Here is an 18,870-nt window from a genome sequence, read left to right as displayed (position 1 = left end):
AAAGTAGGAGTCTTTATATATTTAATTATGTTGTTATGGTTACATACTGCCTATTAACGCAATTTACAGCCCATTTCATTAAGTGCTGCCAAAATATCATTAATAGCTGGTTCAATGTCTTCATCAGTAAGAGTACCTTCATTGCTTCGGAAGGATAAATTATAAGCTAAGCTGCGGAAGCCTGCTTCAATATGTTCCCCTTCGTATACGTCAAATACGAAAGCACGTTCTAAGAACTGACCGCCTTTTTCGTATATAACACGACTAATCGCTTCAGAAGAAATTGTATTAGGCGCCACAATAGCAAGGTCACGGCTTGTGCCAGGGAATTTACTAATACCTGCATATTGCAAATGACCACGGCTCAATTCTAAAATCGCCGTTACATCCATTTCAAAAGCATAAATTTTGCCGGATAAGTCATAGTTTTTCACCACTTGTGGATGAAGTTCCCCTAAGGTAGCAATTACTTTGCCCTCTACTACATATTGAGCGCTTACACCTGGATGATAATATGGCACGGTAGTAGTTTCAATAGTTGCTTCAATGCGAAGTGCTTGGAGTACAGATTCAATTACGCCTTTTACATCATAGAAATCTGTTGCTCGTTGTTGTTCACTCCATTGTACATCATTTACCTTGCCCATCATAAGACCACAAACTTCTTGTTTTTCTACTGGCAATTCAGTCACAGGTAAGCTTGTTGGATGATATGTAGCCGCCGTTTCAAAGAGCCATAAATCATGGTTCTTTTGTGCCACATTGCGCACTGCTGCATCTAGCATGCTAGGCAATAAAGACGTACGCATCACTGGGAAATCTTCTGTAATCGGATTTAAAATCGGTACGGCTGTATAATGAGCATCTGTTTCTGGTAGCAACAATTTTTTAAGGCTATCTGGATGCATAAAGCTAAAGGTAATAATTTCACTTAAACCATGTGTTACCAAGGTATTGCGAATTTGTTTTACTACTTGTTTCTTTTCACTAATCGTACCGCTATGCAAATGAGCCCATGGCGTAGTGGATGGAATATTATCATAGCCATAAATACGCACTACTTCTTCAGCAATATCTGGCATAACGCTTACGTCATTGCGCCAAGATGGCACATCAACCGTAATAGTATCACCTGCTTTATTCCAGCCAAAGGACAACGTTTTTAAAATTTCTTCCATACGTGCTTCTGGAATCTCTGTACCTAAGTAGCTATTAATAGCCTCTGCCGTAAAGCTAACAGTACGAGCTTCTGCTTTCACTGGATATACGTCAACAACGCCTTGGTGAATTTCCACGGCACTATCAAGCTCTTTTAACAATTGTGCTGCACGGTCAAGCGCTTTAGCTGTGTACACATCATTGATGCCGCGTTCAAAGCGACCAGATGCTTCACTGCGCATGCCAAGTGCACGAGCTGTACGGCGAATAGACGCTGGTTTAAATACAGCCGCTTCTAAAGCTACTGTCGTAGTCTTTTCAGACACTTCTGTATCAAAACCACCCATTACGCCAGCAACACCAACAGGTCGTTTTTCATCAGCAATAACAATCATGCCCTCACTAAGTTCACGATCAGTGCCGTCTAGAGTCTTGATCGTTTCGCCTGCTTTAGCAGCACGAGCAGTTAAGCTATGGCCCGCTAATTCGTCATAATCATAGGCATGCATTGGTTGACCATATTCAAGCATTACATAATTCGTAACGTCAACTACATTGTTAATAGGGCGAATACCAGAGTTGCGAAGGCGATTTTGAAGCCATAATGGGCTTGGTTTTACAGTAATGTTCGATACAACACGGCCCATGAAGCGTTGGCAAAGTTCGCTATCTTCAATTTTGATTTGTAATTCATTAGCTACGGCTGCCCCTGTTTCTTCAACAGTAATAGTTGGTTCTTTAGCCTCTTCACCAGTCATAACAGCAAATTCACGGCTCAAACCAATCATAGAGAAACAGTCAGCGCGATTTGGAGTCAATTCAAATTCGTACACGGTGTCATTTAGCATTAGCGCATTACGAATGTCCATGCCAATTGGAGTGCCTTCTGGCAAAATGTAGATGCCTTCAGCTTCACCATGCAATACTAAATCTTTAGATACGCCCAATTCTGCAACGGAGCAGAACATACCATCAGATACTTCACCGCGAAGTTTACCTTTTTTAATTTCAGTACCATCAGCTAATCGTGATTTATGATATGCCACTGGTACCACTTGCCCTACAGCTACATTAGTAGCAGCAGTTACGATTTGCTTGGTAATTTCTTCCCCTGTTTTATCATCTAAACAAGCTACCTGACACACTTGTAATTTATCTGCATCAGGATGTTTTGTGATTTCAATAATTTTACCTGTAAAAATTTTCTTAAGACCAGGATCTACAGAGATAACCTCTTCTACAGGAATCCCTTTCTTTGTCAATGTATCGGCCAATTCCTGAACAGGTTTGGTCGTATCTACAGGCACATAGTCCTTCATCCATGTTAAACTAGCTTTCATTCGTATACCCTCCTAAAACTGCTTCAAGAATCTTACATCATCTTCATAGAATAAGCGCAAGTCGCCAATGCCGTAAAGCAACATAGCAATACGCTCTACCCCCATACCGAAGGCAAAGCCTTGCACTTCATTAGGGTCATAACCATTGATGCGAAGCACTTCTGGATGCACCATACCACAGCCTAAGATTTCAAGCCAACCAGTATGAGAGCATACGCGGCAGCCTTCGCCATGACACATGCAGCAAGAAATATCTACTTCAGCACTTGGTTCTGTAAATGGGAAGAAGCTAGTACGGAAGCGTACTTTAGTTTCTTCACCGAAAATGTGACGCAAGAAAAGCTCGAGAGTCCCTTTTAGATCAGAGAACGTGATGCCCTTATCTACTACGAGGCCTTCTACTTGATGAAATACAGGAGAATGCGTAGCATCATAGTCCCAACGATATACTTTACCTGGTGCAATCATGCGCACTGGGCTATTTGGCTCTTGGCTTTGAAGTGTACGAGCCTGCACTGGCGATGTATGTGTACGAAGTAAAATATTTTCTGTAATGTAGAAGGAATCTTGCATATCACGAGCTGGATGGTCAGCAGGCAAGTTCAAGCATTCAAAGTTAAAATGGTCACTTTCAATTTCAGGACCTTCTGCTACAGTGTAGCCCATTTTCATAAAGAATGCTTCAATCATCTCATTAACAGCTGTCAATGGATGTACATGGCCTTGGCGCGCAGCACGGCCTGGCAATGTAATATCGATTTTCTCAGTACTTAATTTAGCCGCTAATACTTCAGCTTCTAATTTGCTTTGCACATCTTCAATCATAGCTTCTAATTCTTGGCGCACTGTATTTACTAAAGCACCCATGCGTGGGCGTTCTTCAGCAGCTAATTTGCCAAGACCTTTAAGCAAAGCTGTGAGCTCACCTTTTTTACCTAAATACTTAACTCTTGCTTCTTGCAATTTTGGCAATGCATCAGCGCCTTTAATCAGCTCTGCGGCTTGCTGTTTCAATGCCTGTAATGTTTCTTCCATGCCCATAATAGCCTCCTAAAAAAATAAACCTCCACCCCTGGCAAGGGGCGAAGGTTGTATAAACTCGCGGTACCACCCTAATTAGTACTCAAATGCCTTAACGCGGCGTCACGATGAATCTACTCTTAGTTCAATCCATAGCTCCAAAAGGAAGGGCCTGTCCTAGCCGATTTATAAAGCTCACACCAATGCTTTACTCTCTGAGAAATCTAAACTAAGTGGCCAATTTTGTCATAGCCTATATAACTTATTAATCTATGAGTTAGTATACCAAAGAATTTAAGGGCTTGTCAAAGGCTTATCTAAGGATAGTCCACACCATAACTCTTAGCACATAAGACTTAACACATAAGTCTCAACACATAAGTCTTAACACATAAGTCTTAATGCATAAGTCTTAGTGTATAAGTCTTAACATAATTTATAAAACCAACCCTTAGATCTTACACATACCTATTTAAGCCCAAGGCAAGCTTGGCAAATCTAAGCCTCCCGTTACGTAAAAGGTGCCACTGCCAATATAAACTAAATCGCCTACTTCATTGTAGATGCGACTCGTCGCTACCATCGTATTGCGTCCACTGTGCTCTACATTGCCTACACCGCGCAAGATTTCACCAGCCTTACAGCCTTTTAAGAAATTACTCTTTAACTCCATAGTAACCACCTTGCGGCCTAAGGTGAAGCAAGCAACCCCCATCAAAATATCAGAAAAAGTAGCATATACGCCACCTTGTACTGCTCCCTGGAAGTTAATATGTCGCTCTGCATCAGTCGTAAAGGTCATTTCTAAATGCCCTGGTCGGCCACTAGTAATGACATAGTCCTTTGACCACTCGAAAGTGTTTACCTCGCGAATGGAGTTGAAAAAATCAACTAAGGTCCTCATTTCTTTTGCCATACAATCACTCTCCCTATATATCAGAATGGCCAGCACTTACTTCATCAGCAAATGCTGGCATATACTTATTCATAATGAAGTGCATCAATTGGATTTAACTTAGCCGCTTTACGAGCTGGGTATAAACCAAATATTAAGCCGATGGCCATGGAGAATCCAAAGGATAATAAAATAGGCCCCATGGAAATTACCGTCGTCATCCCCGACACGGCACTGATGGCCTTCGAGGCACCAATCCCAATGACAATGCCAATGGCACCGCCTACTAAACTAATTACAACAGCTTCAATTAAAAACTGCATAACAATAGTCTGGTACGTAGCCCCTAAGGCTTTGCGCACCCCAATTTCCCGAGTTCGCTCAGTTACGGACACGAGCATAATATTCATAATGCCAATGCCCCCAACTACAAGGGAAATCGCTGCTACAGCACCTAGGAACATGGTCATAGTGGCGGTTGTTTCTTCCACTGTCTCCATAACAGTCGCCATGTTACGCACATTGAAATCATCAAGTTCTGGATTTTTTACCTTGTGTCTTACACGCAAGATATTCTCCACATCAGATTGAATGCGCGTTAAATCGTCGCCTTCTTTCGCTTGAATGTAAATCATGCGAAGATAATCGACCCCTTGAAGTCGCTCCATCCCTGTAGTATAGGGGATAAATACGATATCATCTTGGTCATTACCAAAGCTACCAGATCCCTTGGCGTCAAGAACGCCTACAATTTTGTAAGGATTATTTTTAATACGAATATCCTTACCAACAGGGTCTTCATCGCCAAATAGATTCGTCGCAACGGTGTTACCAATAACAGCTACCCTTTCGCGACGCTCTACTTGAGCATCCGTAATAAAGCGGCCGGATTTAACGGTCCAATTGTTAATTTCCTGGAAATTGGCACTAACACCATTGACACTAGTAGTCCAGTTTTTATTCGTATAAATAACGATATAGCTAGAACCAGCCGATACTGGTGAGGCTAATTCAACACCATCAAGATGAGAAATTGCTTTAAAGTCATCTACTTTTAGCGTTTTTTGCGAGTCTGCTGTTGGTCGCACCCCTGGCGTCCGTGGCGCACCAGGATATACCATGAGAAGATTACTCCCTAAGCTAGAAATAGAGTCTTGAATCTGACTGCGCACACCATAGCCAATAGATACGAGAGCAATTACAGCAGCCACGCCAATAATAATCCCCAGCATAGTCAAGAGAGAGCGCATTTTATTCGCTACAATAGAGGCCCAGGCCATGAGAAATCCTTCTTTATACATGAGCCTCACCTCCTTTGGCCGTGCTGTCATGAGCTGAATCACTTGCTTTAGTTTCAGATGAAGCTTTGATTTCAGTAGAATCTTGAGCTTCAGTAGCAGTTTCAGTTTCAGTAGCAGTTTCAGTTTCAGTAGCAGCTTCAGTTTCAGTGGAAGCTTTAGTTTCAGTACTAGCTTTAGTTTCAGTAGAAGTTGCAACCACACCATCAGCTTGATGTGCTTTTGCATAAGCTTCTTGATGCGCTGCTGTTAACCCTGTCATATGAGGATTTTGCTTATCTTCCACTACTAAACCGTCACGCAAGACAATATTGCGACTCGCATAGGTCGCAATATCTGGCTCATGCGTAACGAGAATAATCGTACGGCCTTCCTTATATAAATTAGTAAAAATTTCCATTACATCTACAGATGACTTAGAGTCTAAGTTCCCTGTAGGCTCATCGGCCATGATGATGGACGGGTTATTAGCCAACGCACGCGCAATGGCCACACGCTGTCTTTGACCACCAGAGAGTTCCGCTGGCAAATGGTCAAGTCGATCACCTAAGCCTAAGGCAGTTAAAAGTTCAGCTGCTCGCTCTTTACGCTCTTGCTTTTTAACCCCAGCGTACACCATAGGTAATGCTACATTATCTTGTGCCGTCAATTTTGGTAACAGATTGAAGCTTTGGAATACGAAGCCAATGCGCTTATTGCGCACAAAGGCTAATTCATCATCGCTGAGCGTGGCCACTTCTTCCCCATCTAGCTTATATGAGCCAGAGGTAGGTCGGTCTAAGCAACCTAAAATATTCATAAACGTAGACTTCCCGGAACCAGAAGGGCCCATAATGGAGGTAAATTCCCCTTCATAAATGGACAAGTCTATGCCATGCAATACGGGCACTACCAATTTACCATTAATATAGGTCTTGGTAATGCCTTCCAATGTTATTACCGCTTCTTTATTCATAAGCGCCTCCTAAAACATTGGTCCGCCACCAGATTTAGTGGTCTTTGCCGCCGAGCTTACGTCACCGCTCACTACAATTTCATCACCTTCATTGAGACCTTTAGTAATTTCGATTGTAGTATCGCCCGTAATACCGGTTGTTACGCTAGTTCGAACTGGTTTACCATCTTTAATAACATATACATATTCCCCTACTTTATCGGTACGAACAGCTGCCAAAGGCACTACCAATACATTGGTTTGTTCATCCCCATAAATAGTGGCACGAGCCGTCATAGTTGGGAAGAAATCACCAGCTACAGACTCTGGAATAGCTACTTTTACTGTGTAATACACTACTGTAGAACTTGTTGTACCCATATTCCCCTTTGTGCCAAGAGCAATATCACTTACTGTACCAGTATAAGTTTTACCTGGGTGCGCATCCACTGTAAAGTCTACGCGAGAACCTTGTTTAATGCTACCAATATCTGTTTCGTCAACTGTTAAGTAAATTTCTAAATTGCTTAAATCAGCCACTGTAGCAATAATCATCTGTGTGGAAATACCAGTACTAATCGTTTGACCTACTTTTAATGGTGTACCAATAACCGTACCATCCATTGGTGCTGTAATTACAGAATCATCAAGCGTAGCCTTTGCACGGTCATAAGCTGCCACCGCTTTATCATAAGTCTCTTTAGCCGTGTCATAGCTTTGCTGTGAAATAGCCCCTTGAGCTAATAAAATCTCATAACGATCTAAATTAATTTTGCTCGTATCCATAGTCGCTTTCGCATCATCTACGGCAGCTTGTAATTGGCGATCATCAATGGTCGCAATCACTTGACCTTCTGTAACATGTTGGTTTTCCTTAACTAATACAGTCTCTAATTTCCCCGCCACATTAGTAGACACATCTACATAGTTTACTGGGTTAATAGTACCCGTAGCAGTTATAATAGTCGAAATATTTCCTCGCTCTACCTTGCCGGTAGTATACGTCGGTGCTGCGCCACTATCATTTGATTTAAAATAATAGAATGCTGCGCCTGCTATAATCAATACAAGGACCAAAATCCCCCAAAACTTACGATTCCTCCACATTCACATTTACTCCTTTTCTGTAGTCTGTTGCAATCTATAGTGTATGATTTTCACTACTTTCATTTAAAGCTTTTTCGCGCCCAAAACTACGTTCGCTCAAAAATATATACAATTTATGCAGTATAAATATAAGCAATTATATGCGTAACCAATGAGTTACTCATGAATTTATCTCAATAATACGCTTTATCGTGCTAATACAGGTCTTTAGAACAACTAATTTTATCTTGCCAGTACTGATATTAATTGGTATTGCCCCTCATCAATCGGATAGCGTATATCTTTAGCCACTTCATAAGGAATAGCCTCTATGCCCGCATCAGTGACACCAATCAAGCAATTATATTGCCCTGACTTCAATGTATCAATGGCCTTTTCTCCCATCAAGGCGGCCATAGTTGTATCTTTGGCAGACGGTGAACCACCACGCTGTAAATATCCGAGTACAGTCACACTAGGAGAAATATCCATATGTTCCTTAATATACGAGCACACTTCAAAACTGCGATATGCCCCTTCTGCAACCATAATAATACTATTGGTTTTGCCCGCCTCATAGGATGCACGCAAATGGTCACAGACTTGGTCTAAAGGTAGTGGCTTTTCTGGAATTAAAACCATTTCAGCACCACAAGCTAGGCCTGCTTGAACAGCTAAATGCCCTGCATGACGTCCCATTACTTCTACAATGGCTACACGGTCATGGGCAGTTGATGTGTCGCGAATTTTACCAACAGCTTCAACAATTGTATTTAATGCCGTATCAAAACCAATCGTATATTTTGAACCACACATATCATTATCTATAGTACCTGGAATGGTAATCGTAGGGACGCCTTGATCACTTAACGCTTTAGCGCCCGCCATAGACCCATCACCACCGATAACAAGTAAAGCGTCAATATGATGGTCTCTTAAAATTTGAGCTCCTTTTATCTGATTTTCAATCTCTGAAAATTCTGGGCAACGCGCCGTTTTGAGCATAGTGCCACCTTTATTGACAATGGCCCCTACATCACGTCGATCTAAAGGAATAATATCGCGATGCAATAAACCTTCATAACCGCGACGAATGCCATAAATGGAATAGCCTTCAAATACGCCCTTACGAACTAAGGCACGAACTGCCGCGTTCATACCTGGCGCATCACCACCGCTAGTTAGAATTGCTAGATTTTTCACTATATGTCCCTCCCGTTAATGGTCGACGTTTCTTAAACTCCACGCCATCTGCTTCGATGGACTCATGAATGCGGTCTATTAAGTCTTCGGTGCGCCCATAGGTAGTATCAATCACTAAATCACATTTTTTATACAGTGGCTTCCACACTTGTAGCATAGACTCTACAAAACCACCTACATCATTATAATCCATGGTTGGCCGTTTCCCAATACGGCGATTGACGCGCTTTACAATCCGATAATTAGCAGCACGGATGCCTACAATATAAGCATAACGCTGTAAATATCGCAAAGTACGAACATCAATAGGAAAGTTGCCTCCCACTGAAATGACAGACTCATGATACAAGCATACTTTCTTTAAAATTTCACGCTCTGCCGCGCGAAACATTTTCTCGCCTAATTTTTCGTAAATTTGGGCAATGGGCAAATTATATCGACGCTCTAGCAATCTATCGGTATCAACAAACTGCCAGCCTTTAGCCTCAGCTAAATTGCGTCCCAGATGACTCTTCCCACTCCCCATGGTTCCAATTAAAATTATATTTCGTTTCATCATATCCCGCCTGTTTTATCTGTTAATTTCTTACCTTTCATTGTACTACATGGCAGGAAAAATTTGAACAAATAAAAGCCAAGACAGTTATATTTGCTCATGTATTAAACCTAAATCTTGCAAATATATGTGTCTTGGCTTATTCACATATCCTTAGAATACGATACATTTCAATTAATATATATATTCAAAACTACAATACAAAAATAATACTCCCCAAAGTGCAATACTAAAACTATGATACTGATACTAAAACTGCAGTACTAAATTTACAATACACTATATATCATATACACCATATGAAGTTGTCCATTTTGCAGCACCATAGATTCTGGCCTGCATTGTACCATAGGATAGGTCTCGCTTATTTTATTCATAAGGAGTAAAAATTCTTGCAAATCGCCAGTTACTTCAAGTCGCAGCGCCTCCACATCGTTTCCCTTAGACTGCTTTACTTCTTCTAAAGCTAAAAGCTGTAAGCGATGATCTGCTACTTTTGACAGAACTATATTCTTAATCTCTCCTAGACTATAATTCTGATTCAACTGCTGTACAAGTTTATATGACTCACTTTCTACAATATATGTATCACTTACTTTTTGGGACTCCACCAAAAGGCGCTCGCCTTCATACGCCTGCACGTGATTATAAGACCAAGAATATACAATAATGCTAATTATTAACATCAGGGCATATCCTGTGAAAGCCAGCCCTACCCATTTAGCTGGTAGCTTAACTTCCTTTAAGGCTGCCATGAATTTCAAATGTAGCCATTTTATTAGCTGGGTCAGTTCCTTGCTTGTCAGATAAAGCCGCCTCCTTTAGCTTTAACTTTAAACGTTGCACATAAGCTGTGCCTGCCTCCGCTGACACAGTGCGCCCTTTTATAGTAAACTCGTTTTCCATGATGCGAATACTTTCTAACTGAACCTGGTCGTCAGCCTCCACTAAGATGTAATACACCATCGTATTCAGTAAGCTACCTAGTTCTCCACGAGTTTTTTTCTGTTTATTTTCTTTATTGCCACCAGAAGCTTCGTTCGTATCATTTACACTGTTTTCATACTTTGACTTAGCCTCTAAAGGATGCATCAACAATGCAATTTTTTGCGCTTCATAGTCTTTAACTAATTCATGATTGGCCTTGCCCTGAAGCTTTATTTGGTTGATCTCATCATGCAAGTCCTCTGCAGCCAAATAAAAACTAATACTTCTACTCAATAGATACAAAGGAATCCCTATTAAAATAACTATAGTTACCAATATGTAAGACTTTCTAAGAATATACCATTTGCGCCAACGCATACCTAAAGTCATAAAGTTCATGACTAACTCCTTTTAATACGAAGGTTTATATAGACCTCGAATAGCAAGCCCCAAGGCCATATGCCATAAAAGCGGTTCTGCCTCAGCAACTTCATTACACACTGACACTTGCGCAATATTGTTTATAGGCGTTAACTCACCATAGATTTTCAATAATTCCTTAATCTCTAAAGTCTGTTCGGAATTATCTGCCAATTCTACTTCAAAGCAAGCAATGCCGGCAATACCTGGCACGCAATGAGCATAGAGGTCAGTCTCTAACTGCTCTACACCAGTTTTCACGGCCTCTAAATCTAAAGGCAATTCACATTTTGTAATACACATATGGCGATACCAGCCTGTAAGCTCTACAGAACGGGCCTTAAATAAAGCAATAACACTGCCATTATGCTCGACAAAACGCCTAGTTAAAGCGCCAGGGAAAAAGTCTATAATCTCAAGATTCCCATGCCCCTTTAATAGGCCTGTTGCTACATCTTTTACTAAAGCCTGAGGCAAAGCAACGACATAAACAAACTGTTGCTCCACATCTCCTGAGGAAATAAAATCTGGCGGTGTGTCTTCAATGACAAAGTCATAATAGTAATAATCCTCTGGCCAATCTACATAATCTCCGATTTGCCATTTTAATAAATCAGCCGTTTCAAAGCGGCTTAAAGAAGGTGTTACTAACAAAAAGTCTTGCCGCTCAGAAATAACAGCTGCAGCCATACGCTGCCCTTCAATAGAGAAGTGTTTTATAAAACGTTGACAGTCATCTACTAGCTGGCCTTGTCGCCGTAATTGAAACACATCTTGAACTAAAAATTCCCCTTTTTTATATGCAAGATCTATGCCAATCATGTTCGTATCACTAATTGCAATGCCTGTAAATCTATGTTTCATAAATATAACTCCTCTAACTGTATACATAACCTCACTATGTACTTCACTGCACGGTATACTCAACTGTACTATATATATTCAACTACATGGTATAGACTCAACTACACCGTATACTCAACCGCACTGTATATATTCAAACACGATATAGGCTCAACTATACCGTATACACAAAATTATGCGATATCCACAACTAGCTCTCTGCAAACTACATACGTCTTACTGATTTTAAAATAATCTGTTCTTCCACCTGCTGAAATTCCGCCACATACTGAGCTTGTAACCCGGTCTTTTCATGCTTTACTCTTACTATGAGATGGCCTGTAGCCCCTTTCCTCAAAGGTCTTAATAAACGATACGAGGTAACCCGTTCATCCTTCTCGGAATACACTGTCATCACCTCATCAGTCATCATATACCCTCGGTGTTTATATTCTTGTAAAAGCACTACTAACATAGCTTCAGCCTCGTAATTCACCTCAGTCAGCTTCACTTCGTCATGCATAATTTGTATAACAATCTTCATTTCAGCCATAAGCTGGCTCCAAAATAACAATAAAATAGTTCCTAAAAATAAAGCCATATAAGTGAAAAAGCCCCTTGATGAGCTCCTAGATTGGTAATAATTTCGTCCTTTCATCCTAAGTGTCCCCAATGCCTTCAGTGATAAAATCAAAAGGTCTCATAAAATATGTATGCATAGGATATATAGTCATTCGAGTGGTTTCCGGTGGAATCGGTATTGTCAGTGGTGCCGAAGGTTTTAGAAGCATTTGCCATTCCATCTGAATAGGTCCTATGCCGTCTTTCCTACTTTCATAAGTGAGCTGCGTAAAATGAGACCTGCTAGCCACCGATGTAACTTCTAGGCTCCCCCAATTGGGGCTGATTGTGGGCGATGATAAAGCCTGCTTTTGCCCATTTTCTAACAGGCGCCGCAGCTCTCCATATTCAATGCCATAACGCCGCTTCCCATCCCAAATTAAATACCGCGAATTATAATTGACGGTAATCGGCGCTTCTGTATTCAACAAAGCATATCGCAAAACCTGGCGCCCGGTCATATTTTCATACATCAGTTCATTTCGAATCTGTAAATGTTGAGCCCAACTAAAACTCTGAGCCATAAGTGTTAAAAAGCTCCCCATAGCAAATAAAATAATAGTCATGCCTACTACAGCCTCTACCAATAGAGCCCCTGATTCAACTCCATTTTGCGCATTGCTTACATACAGTCGCATGTTCTTCACTTGCAACTGTTTTTGCTTCTTTACTCTTATAGATAAACATCTTCTAAGAAAACCCTTCCCAAATATATGTCCAAAGGGTAATGCACTCTTGATCGTCATAATACACTTTCACCTGCAATCTTTTCAGTGGCTTTGGCCCTACAGATTCAATGGTCATACGTCGCTCTACTTTAAAAGCATCTGACCACAAGCCAGCCCCACTACTAATATCCTTATTTATTGAGGTACTAAGCATACCGGCCTGAGCTTCATACTTCCCTAATTCCATCTCGGAGATAGCAATTTGTAAGGCTTCTGATTCAATACGAGCCATTCTATACTGCAAGGTCAAGCTTCCCAATATAGTAGCAACCGCTAAAATAACTATAGCCACTATAGTAGTGCCACCTAAAGCATCTAAATACAAAAAGCCAGCCTCATTCTTTTTGAACAAACTACTATTCTTCATTATGTACTAGCTCCTAGCTTGAACATACTTTCATTTTTCCATAAACAATCCCTTCAATAAGTAACATCAATCCACCGAATGCGAGCAGTCTGTTGTGAGAAAATATACTGCCTTCCACGACGTAATTCTTTATCATACAACTCTAAGGTCGATGCATTATCTTGCCCTTCGTAGCCACTAGCATCAATCGTATTACTTCGACGCACATTAATTTTTAATATCATCGTTTCAGGAAGCTCCATAGTTTCTTTGCCCCATAAAGGTTCATACATATTTGTCACATACTGTTCGTCAAAAACTGTCATTGTGTTATATTCACTGGCCACATCGCCAGTACGCCCCTGTAAGGATATTAGCTGTGTGCGCTTTAAATTGTAATAAAATAGCCGCGTCATATGATCAAATACACGTGCTTCATTAGTTACGCTGTGAATTGACACTAAAGCTACTGCAGCAAACACAGCTATGATAGTGGTATAAATCAACACCTCTGCTAACACAAAACCGCTCGCTCTAGACGAATGTTGCTTCTTACCAAAGCTTGTAGTTGAATGAACTTTCTTACCAAAAGCAGTTATAGTACCAAGCACTGATAGCGTCTCCCCATATATACACAATAAAAATTGAACTACATAAAAAAGGTCCAAAAGGTAGTCGTTTGCCCTTTATACACTGCCGATGTTCTGGTGTTTTAATTCGCTCATAGATTAGCCTGATGACTACATATAGACTGCCACTAACAAAGGCTATATAAAGGACCAGCCACAGTAGTTCCCAGGGAATCCAAGCAATACTAACTGCTAGCCATTTCACATCACCTAAACCTATAGAGTGATGACACAGGCGGTACATACACCAGCCCAGAAAAAATACTATAAAGATAGAAGTTACAGCATTCATAATAGACTCGCCAATTAACCACAATCTAACTATTCCACTTATGAGTAAAAATATAGCGCCCTCATCTGGTAAGATAAGGTACTGCCAATCGATGGTAGCGCCCATAAATAAAACGAATCCGAAGAAAATTGTCAATATAGCTAAGTCTGTATGAGGCTCTAGGAAGCCACAACATATGCCAAAACTCAAACCTACACTTATCGAGAAGAGATAGAAGGAAGTAGAACGCCGTTCTCGTCCTAGCTGCCATATATTGCATATGTAGAGTCCACCTCTAGCCACTGCCATGCCTACTAAAGCATTTATGATCCAATGCATATACCACATGTAACTACCTTATGACCTTTAGTAACAAATAAACTAACTAGTGTTCTCTAAATTTACTATTCTGCTTCATCACTTGCCTTAACTACAATATGCTGACCCTTTCCACCAGCATTTGCTTCAGCCGAAATGGTATATTCACCACCTTTAGGTGTCTTTACTTCTTCAGATAAATATCCTTCTTTATACAAATCAGATACAGTTGGCACAGAATCAGTAGATTTATCAATCATATATAATTGTGCCGCATTACTTATGGTCTGCTGGTCTGCCTGAATCTTTGCATCACGGGCTTTATCGCCAGCATTTAAAAATTGTGGCATCGCTACGGCTGCTAAAATAGCAATAATTGCCACTACAACCATTAATTCAACTAATGTAAAACCGCCCTGAGCTTTACGTCTAGCTCTCATTCGTTTTTGCCAATGGCTCTTACTAGAACTAAAATTACACCACTCTTTACAAATCCGCCCCATACTTTCTATTGTCATATAATACCCCTTTCAAAAAATCACTTTATATTCAATCCCTTACAACAATCGTTACATACCTTGAATGGCTGTAACTGAATTAAACATAGGAAGCATCACCGCCAGAACTAGAATTGCTACGCCTATCCCCATAAGTGAAATCATGAGCGGCTCCATTAATTGCTGTGCTTTATGCATGTAGCGCTTCGTAATTTGCTCATAATATTGGCTACAGTGGAGTAACATATCTACCATACTGCCAGACTCTTCCCCCATAAGTAACAACTCCCATAAGAACTCATTTCCTAAGCCGACTAGCTTTAACGCATTACTAAAGCTAGCACCTTCTTTCACCTGCTGTGCTACCTTTTTTTGTAAACTAGTAGCATAGCTATTGCCCCACAAATTCTCTGACAATCGTAATAGCTCCGTCATACTCACACCAGATTCCAATAAAATGGCCCAAATTTCTGTCATGCGAGCTAAAAAGAATGCATCAAACCATTCATGATGCGCACCCCATTGCCAAAACATTTTTGCTAACCTAGATTTCATAGCAGGCCGTCTAAAGATCATACTACTTAATAACAGCACTAGCAAAGGCCCTAATAGACACAAAAGTAAATGTGCCGAAATAAAGTCCCCCAGCTGAAAGAGCACTTTAGTTATCCAAGGTAAAGGCACATTCATACTGAGCAATACTTTTTTAAACGATGGAATAATAAAACCAATAGCCACCGCTAGAAAAACCATCATTAAAGCAAATAAAAATAATGGATAAGTAGCTGCACCCCACAATTGCCGTCGCCAAGCTAATTGCTTTTCATAGTACGATTTAACTTGTTTAAAGCTTTGCCCTACAGTACCTGCCGCTTCCCCGGCACAAATTAAAGCCTGTCCGATAAGTGGAAATCCCGTTCCCTCTAGCACCACTGATAACTGATGGCCCTGTTGAATTGACTCATTTATCAAAGCATAGGGTATATGTTTACTTGGCCTCGTGCTTAAAAACTGCATAACACGACGAATTGAAATCCCCGCTTCTAAGAGTAAATTCATGCGATAGGAAAACTCCACCACATCCTTATAGGACCAGTGGCGCCTTTTGTGATTACTTTGCTTGGCTGATTCAATGCGAATAATCTTCCAACCGCGATACACTAGCTTCAACTTTACCTCTTCTACCGATTCAGCCCATAATGAGTCCTCTTGCATCCCCCCTTTCTCATCATATACAACATAAGTAAATTGCTTCATACCTTGTACCTCACCTCCTCGAATATGCCAACTCTATATATCCTCTAGAACTGCCTCTAACTCTTCACAGTGCCCCCAATTATATTGCAACTTAGCTACAGCCATTTCCATAGTTTGCATGGGGCGCTGCATTTCTTGGATAGATACAATTTGCGGTTCTTTTCGTTGACGGATTAAATTAGCTACTGCCGAATTATTTAATAAAATATCCCTTACTGTTATAAATTGATTATTTTTTCTTACCAACCGTTGACATATAACGGCTCTCAGCACTTGAGATAATTGAGACCGCACCTCTTCTTGTTGTTCCCCTGGAAAAATAGAAATTATACGGTTAATCGCCATTACAGCTCGTTGTGTATGCAAGGTGGCAAATACTAAATGCCCTGTTTCTGCCGCATGTAAGGCGGCCTCTAAAGTAGGACGATCACGCAATTCACCAATCATAATTACATCAGGATCTTGCCGTAACGCTTCTTTTATTCCTAAAGCCATAGAGCTCACATCTTGCCCTAATTGGCGCTGATGTATCAAACTCTTCTGGTTGGAGAAGACAAACTCAATAGGATCCTCCAAGGTCACAATATGCCTTGATTCACACAAGTTAATGTGCTGAATACAGCTCGCCAGCGCAAAGGATTTACCTGAACCAGTGGGTCCACTAATAATGACTAAGCCCTCTTTTAATAGCGCTAATTTCTTTAATAGTTCACCTTCCTCATCGTCTGGTAATTGTAAATCTCCATTATATAAAAGGCGCAATGTGCCACATTGTATCTCTTGCGCCTTAAAGAGATGTACACGAACTCGTATATCCCCATAAGAAAATGCACCATCTACCATATGTAAGTCCCCATGACAAACCTCAATAAGCTGAGAAAATATGCATTCATCAACTTGTATCGTAGAAGTACGAGATGGCATTTCGGGACCATTTTCTTTGTAAGTATGCTGCGCACTTAACTCCTCTAATTTCACTAAATCTGCACCTAACCGAAATCGTGGCTCTCCGCCGTATTCTAAATGAATATCTGTAGCTCTATATTTAATAGCCCAATCTAACATAGGATATAACATACATATGCCTCGTTCTCCGCTCTAACTCATGTTACCGTCCCTCACTCGCACTAATTCATGTTAAACCTACTCGCTGCAATTCGTCTTTCGTAGTAAGCCCTTGTCGCAGCAAGTCTTCACCAGATTCCTGTAAGGTAGGTTTTACATACTGGTCTAATGCCTGCCAATTAACATTTTTGCTCGGAATTTTAAGAAATTCATAAATTGCCTTACGACTATGGCCTTCTTCAGTCTTAATCCGTACTAATCGCTGGGCTAAAGCGCCCAATAAAGTGGCACGTACTAAATAGTCGGGAATACCCATATCTAATAAACGTTCTCTTACGCCTACCGCATCATTAGTATGTATCGTGGCCAACACGCGATGCCCCGTCAAGGCAGCTTGAACTGCTAGTTCAGCAGTTTCTACATCACGAATCTCTCCCACCATAATAGTATCTGGGTCTTGTCTAAGAACTGCACGCAAAGCATAAGGAAAGGTATAGCCAATTTTCGAATTAATCTGTACCTGTATGGCCCCTGGAATATCGGCTTCAACAGGATTTTCTAGGGAAATTACATTCTCTTCCACTACATGTAATAAACGCAATAAGGCATATAAAGTAGAGGTTTTCCCTGAACCTGTAGGACCACTGACTAACAATAGACCATGAGGCCGTTTTAAGGTATCACTGACCAATGCATAAAGCGCTTCGCTCATGCCTAATTGACGTAAATTTTTATAGCAATTTTCATTGCCCACTATGCGGCAAACAATCGTCTCCCCATATACAGAGGGCAACGATGACACGCGAAGCATATAAGAGGGAGAATCCCCCTTATCGGTCCACGACCAGCGACCATCTTGAGGCAATCGCTTTTCGCCTATATCCATGCCACTGAGAATTTTAATACGATTAATTAATTGCTCAGCTCGGCCTCGCGGTATTTCCTCTTTAATTTGAAGACTTCCATGTATTCTTAGGCGAATAAGTAAGGCCGCAGGTGCTGCATCAAAATGAATATCGCTAGCTTTTAATTCTATAGCCTCCTTAATAATCCGATCTAACTCAAATTCCACTTGAAACATCAAAATCCCCCTGTACTAACTTAATGTATGGCTACTTTTTGTATAACTATGATTTTCATACTATAACGCTTCATACTATAATCAACCTATAGTCAGCATTCTATCGCACCAACTCCGTCACATTAGACTTTATCGTACTAGACTTTTTCAATAGTAGCCTCTGCTTACAGGATTCGTTAAAACTAAAATTTCCCCTATAAAAGCGGCTTAATAAGATGAGTATGCTCAACAGAGCACATATGCTTGTTTAAACATATTTTTATAAATTAGCTTGAGCATATTTTTATAAACTTGCTTAAACAGCTTTTATAAATATGTTGAAACATCTTTTTATAAATATGCTAAGAACTACTAATGTTCATTAAACTCTTGTCATC

The 18,870-nt window shown here is 40.6% G+C and carries 19 protein-coding genes and 1 pseudogene; all 20 read right to left on the bottom strand.

The annotated features are described in order from the left end of the window. Positions 1–53 precede the first annotated feature (53 nt). Positions 54–2,498 (bottom strand): phenylalanine--tRNA ligase subunit beta, encoded by a 2,445-nt coding sequence (pheT, locus tag QZR90_RS05355; RefSeq protein ID WP_295789598.1) that lies wholly within the window; start codon positions 2,496–2,498, stop codon positions 54–56. A gap of 12 nt (positions 2,499–2,510) precedes the next feature. After that, positions 2,511–3,533, bottom strand: coding sequence for a phenylalanine--tRNA ligase subunit alpha (gene pheS, locus QZR90_RS05350; RefSeq protein ID WP_295789630.1), 1,023 nt, complete (start codon positions 3,531–3,533; stop codon positions 2,511–2,513). 457 nt (positions 3,534–3,990) lie between these two features. Beyond that, positions 3,991–4,434, bottom strand: coding sequence for a PaaI family thioesterase (locus QZR90_RS05345; RefSeq protein WP_295789596.1), 444 nt, complete (start codon positions 4,432–4,434; stop codon positions 3,991–3,993). A gap of 65 nt (positions 4,435–4,499) precedes the next feature. Then, positions 4,500–5,714: an ABC transporter permease gene (locus tag QZR90_RS05340; protein ID WP_295789594.1), complete on the bottom strand. Its 1,215-nt coding sequence runs from the start codon at positions 5,712–5,714 to the stop codon at positions 4,500–4,502. 253 nt (positions 5,715–5,967) lie between these two features. After that, a pseudogene (locus tag QZR90_RS05335) lies at positions 5,968–6,666 on the bottom strand (ABC transporter ATP-binding protein); the annotation flags it as partial. Positions 6,667–6,675: 9 nt separating this feature from the next. Continuing rightward, positions 6,676–7,752 (bottom strand): efflux RND transporter periplasmic adaptor subunit, encoded by a 1,077-nt coding sequence (locus tag QZR90_RS05330; protein WP_295789592.1) that lies wholly within the window; start codon positions 7,750–7,752, stop codon positions 6,676–6,678. A gap of 222 nt (positions 7,753–7,974) precedes the next feature. After that, complete coding sequence (locus tag QZR90_RS05325) at positions 7,975–8,889, bottom strand: ATP-dependent 6-phosphofructokinase (protein ID WP_295789628.1); 915 nt, start codon at positions 8,887–8,889, stop codon at positions 7,975–7,977. Positions 8,890–8,908: 19 nt separating this feature from the next. Next, on the bottom strand, positions 8,909–9,490 hold the full coding sequence (locus tag QZR90_RS05320) for a shikimate kinase (protein WP_295789590.1): 582 nt from the start codon (positions 9,488–9,490) through the stop codon (positions 8,909–8,911). Positions 9,491–9,759: 269 nt separating this feature from the next. Further along, entirely contained in the window at positions 9,760–10,245 is a 486-nt protein-coding gene (locus QZR90_RS05315; RefSeq protein WP_295789588.1) for a hypothetical protein, read from the bottom strand. Continuing rightward, the gene (locus tag QZR90_RS05310; RefSeq protein ID WP_295789586.1) at positions 10,223–10,816 is read right to left on the bottom strand and encodes a hypothetical protein; all 594 of its coding nucleotides are present in this window, start codon (positions 10,814–10,816) and stop codon (positions 10,223–10,225) included. The genes QZR90_RS05315 and QZR90_RS05310 overlap by 23 nt, the downstream gene beginning before the upstream one ends. A 12-nt stretch (positions 10,817–10,828) precedes the next feature. Then, positions 10,829–11,701, bottom strand: coding sequence for a hypothetical protein (locus QZR90_RS05305; RefSeq protein ID WP_295789584.1), 873 nt, complete (start codon positions 11,699–11,701; stop codon positions 10,829–10,831). Between the two features lie 205 nt (positions 11,702–11,906). Beyond that, positions 11,907–12,233 (bottom strand): hypothetical protein, encoded by a 327-nt coding sequence (locus tag QZR90_RS05300; protein ID WP_295789583.1) that lies wholly within the window; start codon positions 12,231–12,233, stop codon positions 11,907–11,909. A gap of 106 nt (positions 12,234–12,339) precedes the next feature. Then, positions 12,340–12,939 carry a hypothetical protein gene (locus QZR90_RS05295; RefSeq protein ID WP_295789581.1) on the bottom strand — a complete coding sequence of 200 codons (600 nt, stop codon included), beginning with the start codon at positions 12,937–12,939 and terminating at the stop codon, positions 12,340–12,342. A gap of 52 nt (positions 12,940–12,991) precedes the next feature. Next, the gene (locus QZR90_RS05290) at positions 12,992–13,396 is read right to left on the bottom strand and encodes a hypothetical protein (protein ID WP_295789578.1); all 405 of its coding nucleotides are present in this window, start codon (positions 13,394–13,396) and stop codon (positions 12,992–12,994) included. Positions 13,397–13,449: 53 nt separating this feature from the next. Beyond that, on the bottom strand, positions 13,450–13,986 hold the full coding sequence (locus QZR90_RS05285; RefSeq protein WP_295789575.1) for a type II secretion system protein: 537 nt from the start codon (positions 13,984–13,986) through the stop codon (positions 13,450–13,452). Beyond that, positions 13,958–14,614, bottom strand: a complete 657-nt coding sequence (locus QZR90_RS05280) for an A24 family peptidase (RefSeq protein ID WP_295789572.1) — start codon at positions 14,612–14,614, stop codon at positions 13,958–13,960. The genes QZR90_RS05285 and QZR90_RS05280 overlap by 29 nt, the downstream gene beginning before the upstream one ends. A 65-nt stretch (positions 14,615–14,679) precedes the next feature. After that, positions 14,680–15,033: a competence type IV pilus major pilin ComGC gene (locus tag QZR90_RS05275; RefSeq protein WP_295789626.1), complete on the bottom strand. Its 354-nt coding sequence runs from the start codon at positions 15,031–15,033 to the stop codon at positions 14,680–14,682. A 129-nt stretch (positions 15,034–15,162) separates the two neighbouring features. Further along, a complete protein-coding gene (locus tag QZR90_RS05270; protein WP_295789569.1) occupies positions 15,163–16,347 on the bottom strand; it encodes a type II secretion system F family protein in 1,185 nt (394 codons plus the stop codon). A gap of 33 nt (positions 16,348–16,380) precedes the next feature. Continuing rightward, positions 16,381–17,424, bottom strand: coding sequence for a type IV pilus twitching motility protein PilT (locus QZR90_RS05265; protein WP_295789566.1), 1,044 nt, complete (start codon positions 17,422–17,424; stop codon positions 16,381–16,383). A gap of 55 nt (positions 17,425–17,479) precedes the next feature. After that, on the bottom strand, positions 17,480–18,493 hold the full coding sequence (locus QZR90_RS05260) for a GspE/PulE family protein (RefSeq protein WP_295789563.1): 1,014 nt from the start codon (positions 18,491–18,493) through the stop codon (positions 17,480–17,482). Positions 18,494–18,870 lie beyond the last annotated feature (377 nt).

The organism is uncultured Veillonella sp. (genome assembly GCF_900545795.1).
Classification (GTDB): domain Bacteria; phylum Bacillota; class Negativicutes; order Veillonellales; family Veillonellaceae; genus Veillonella_A.
This window is presented reverse-complemented; position numbering and strand designations above follow the sequence as displayed.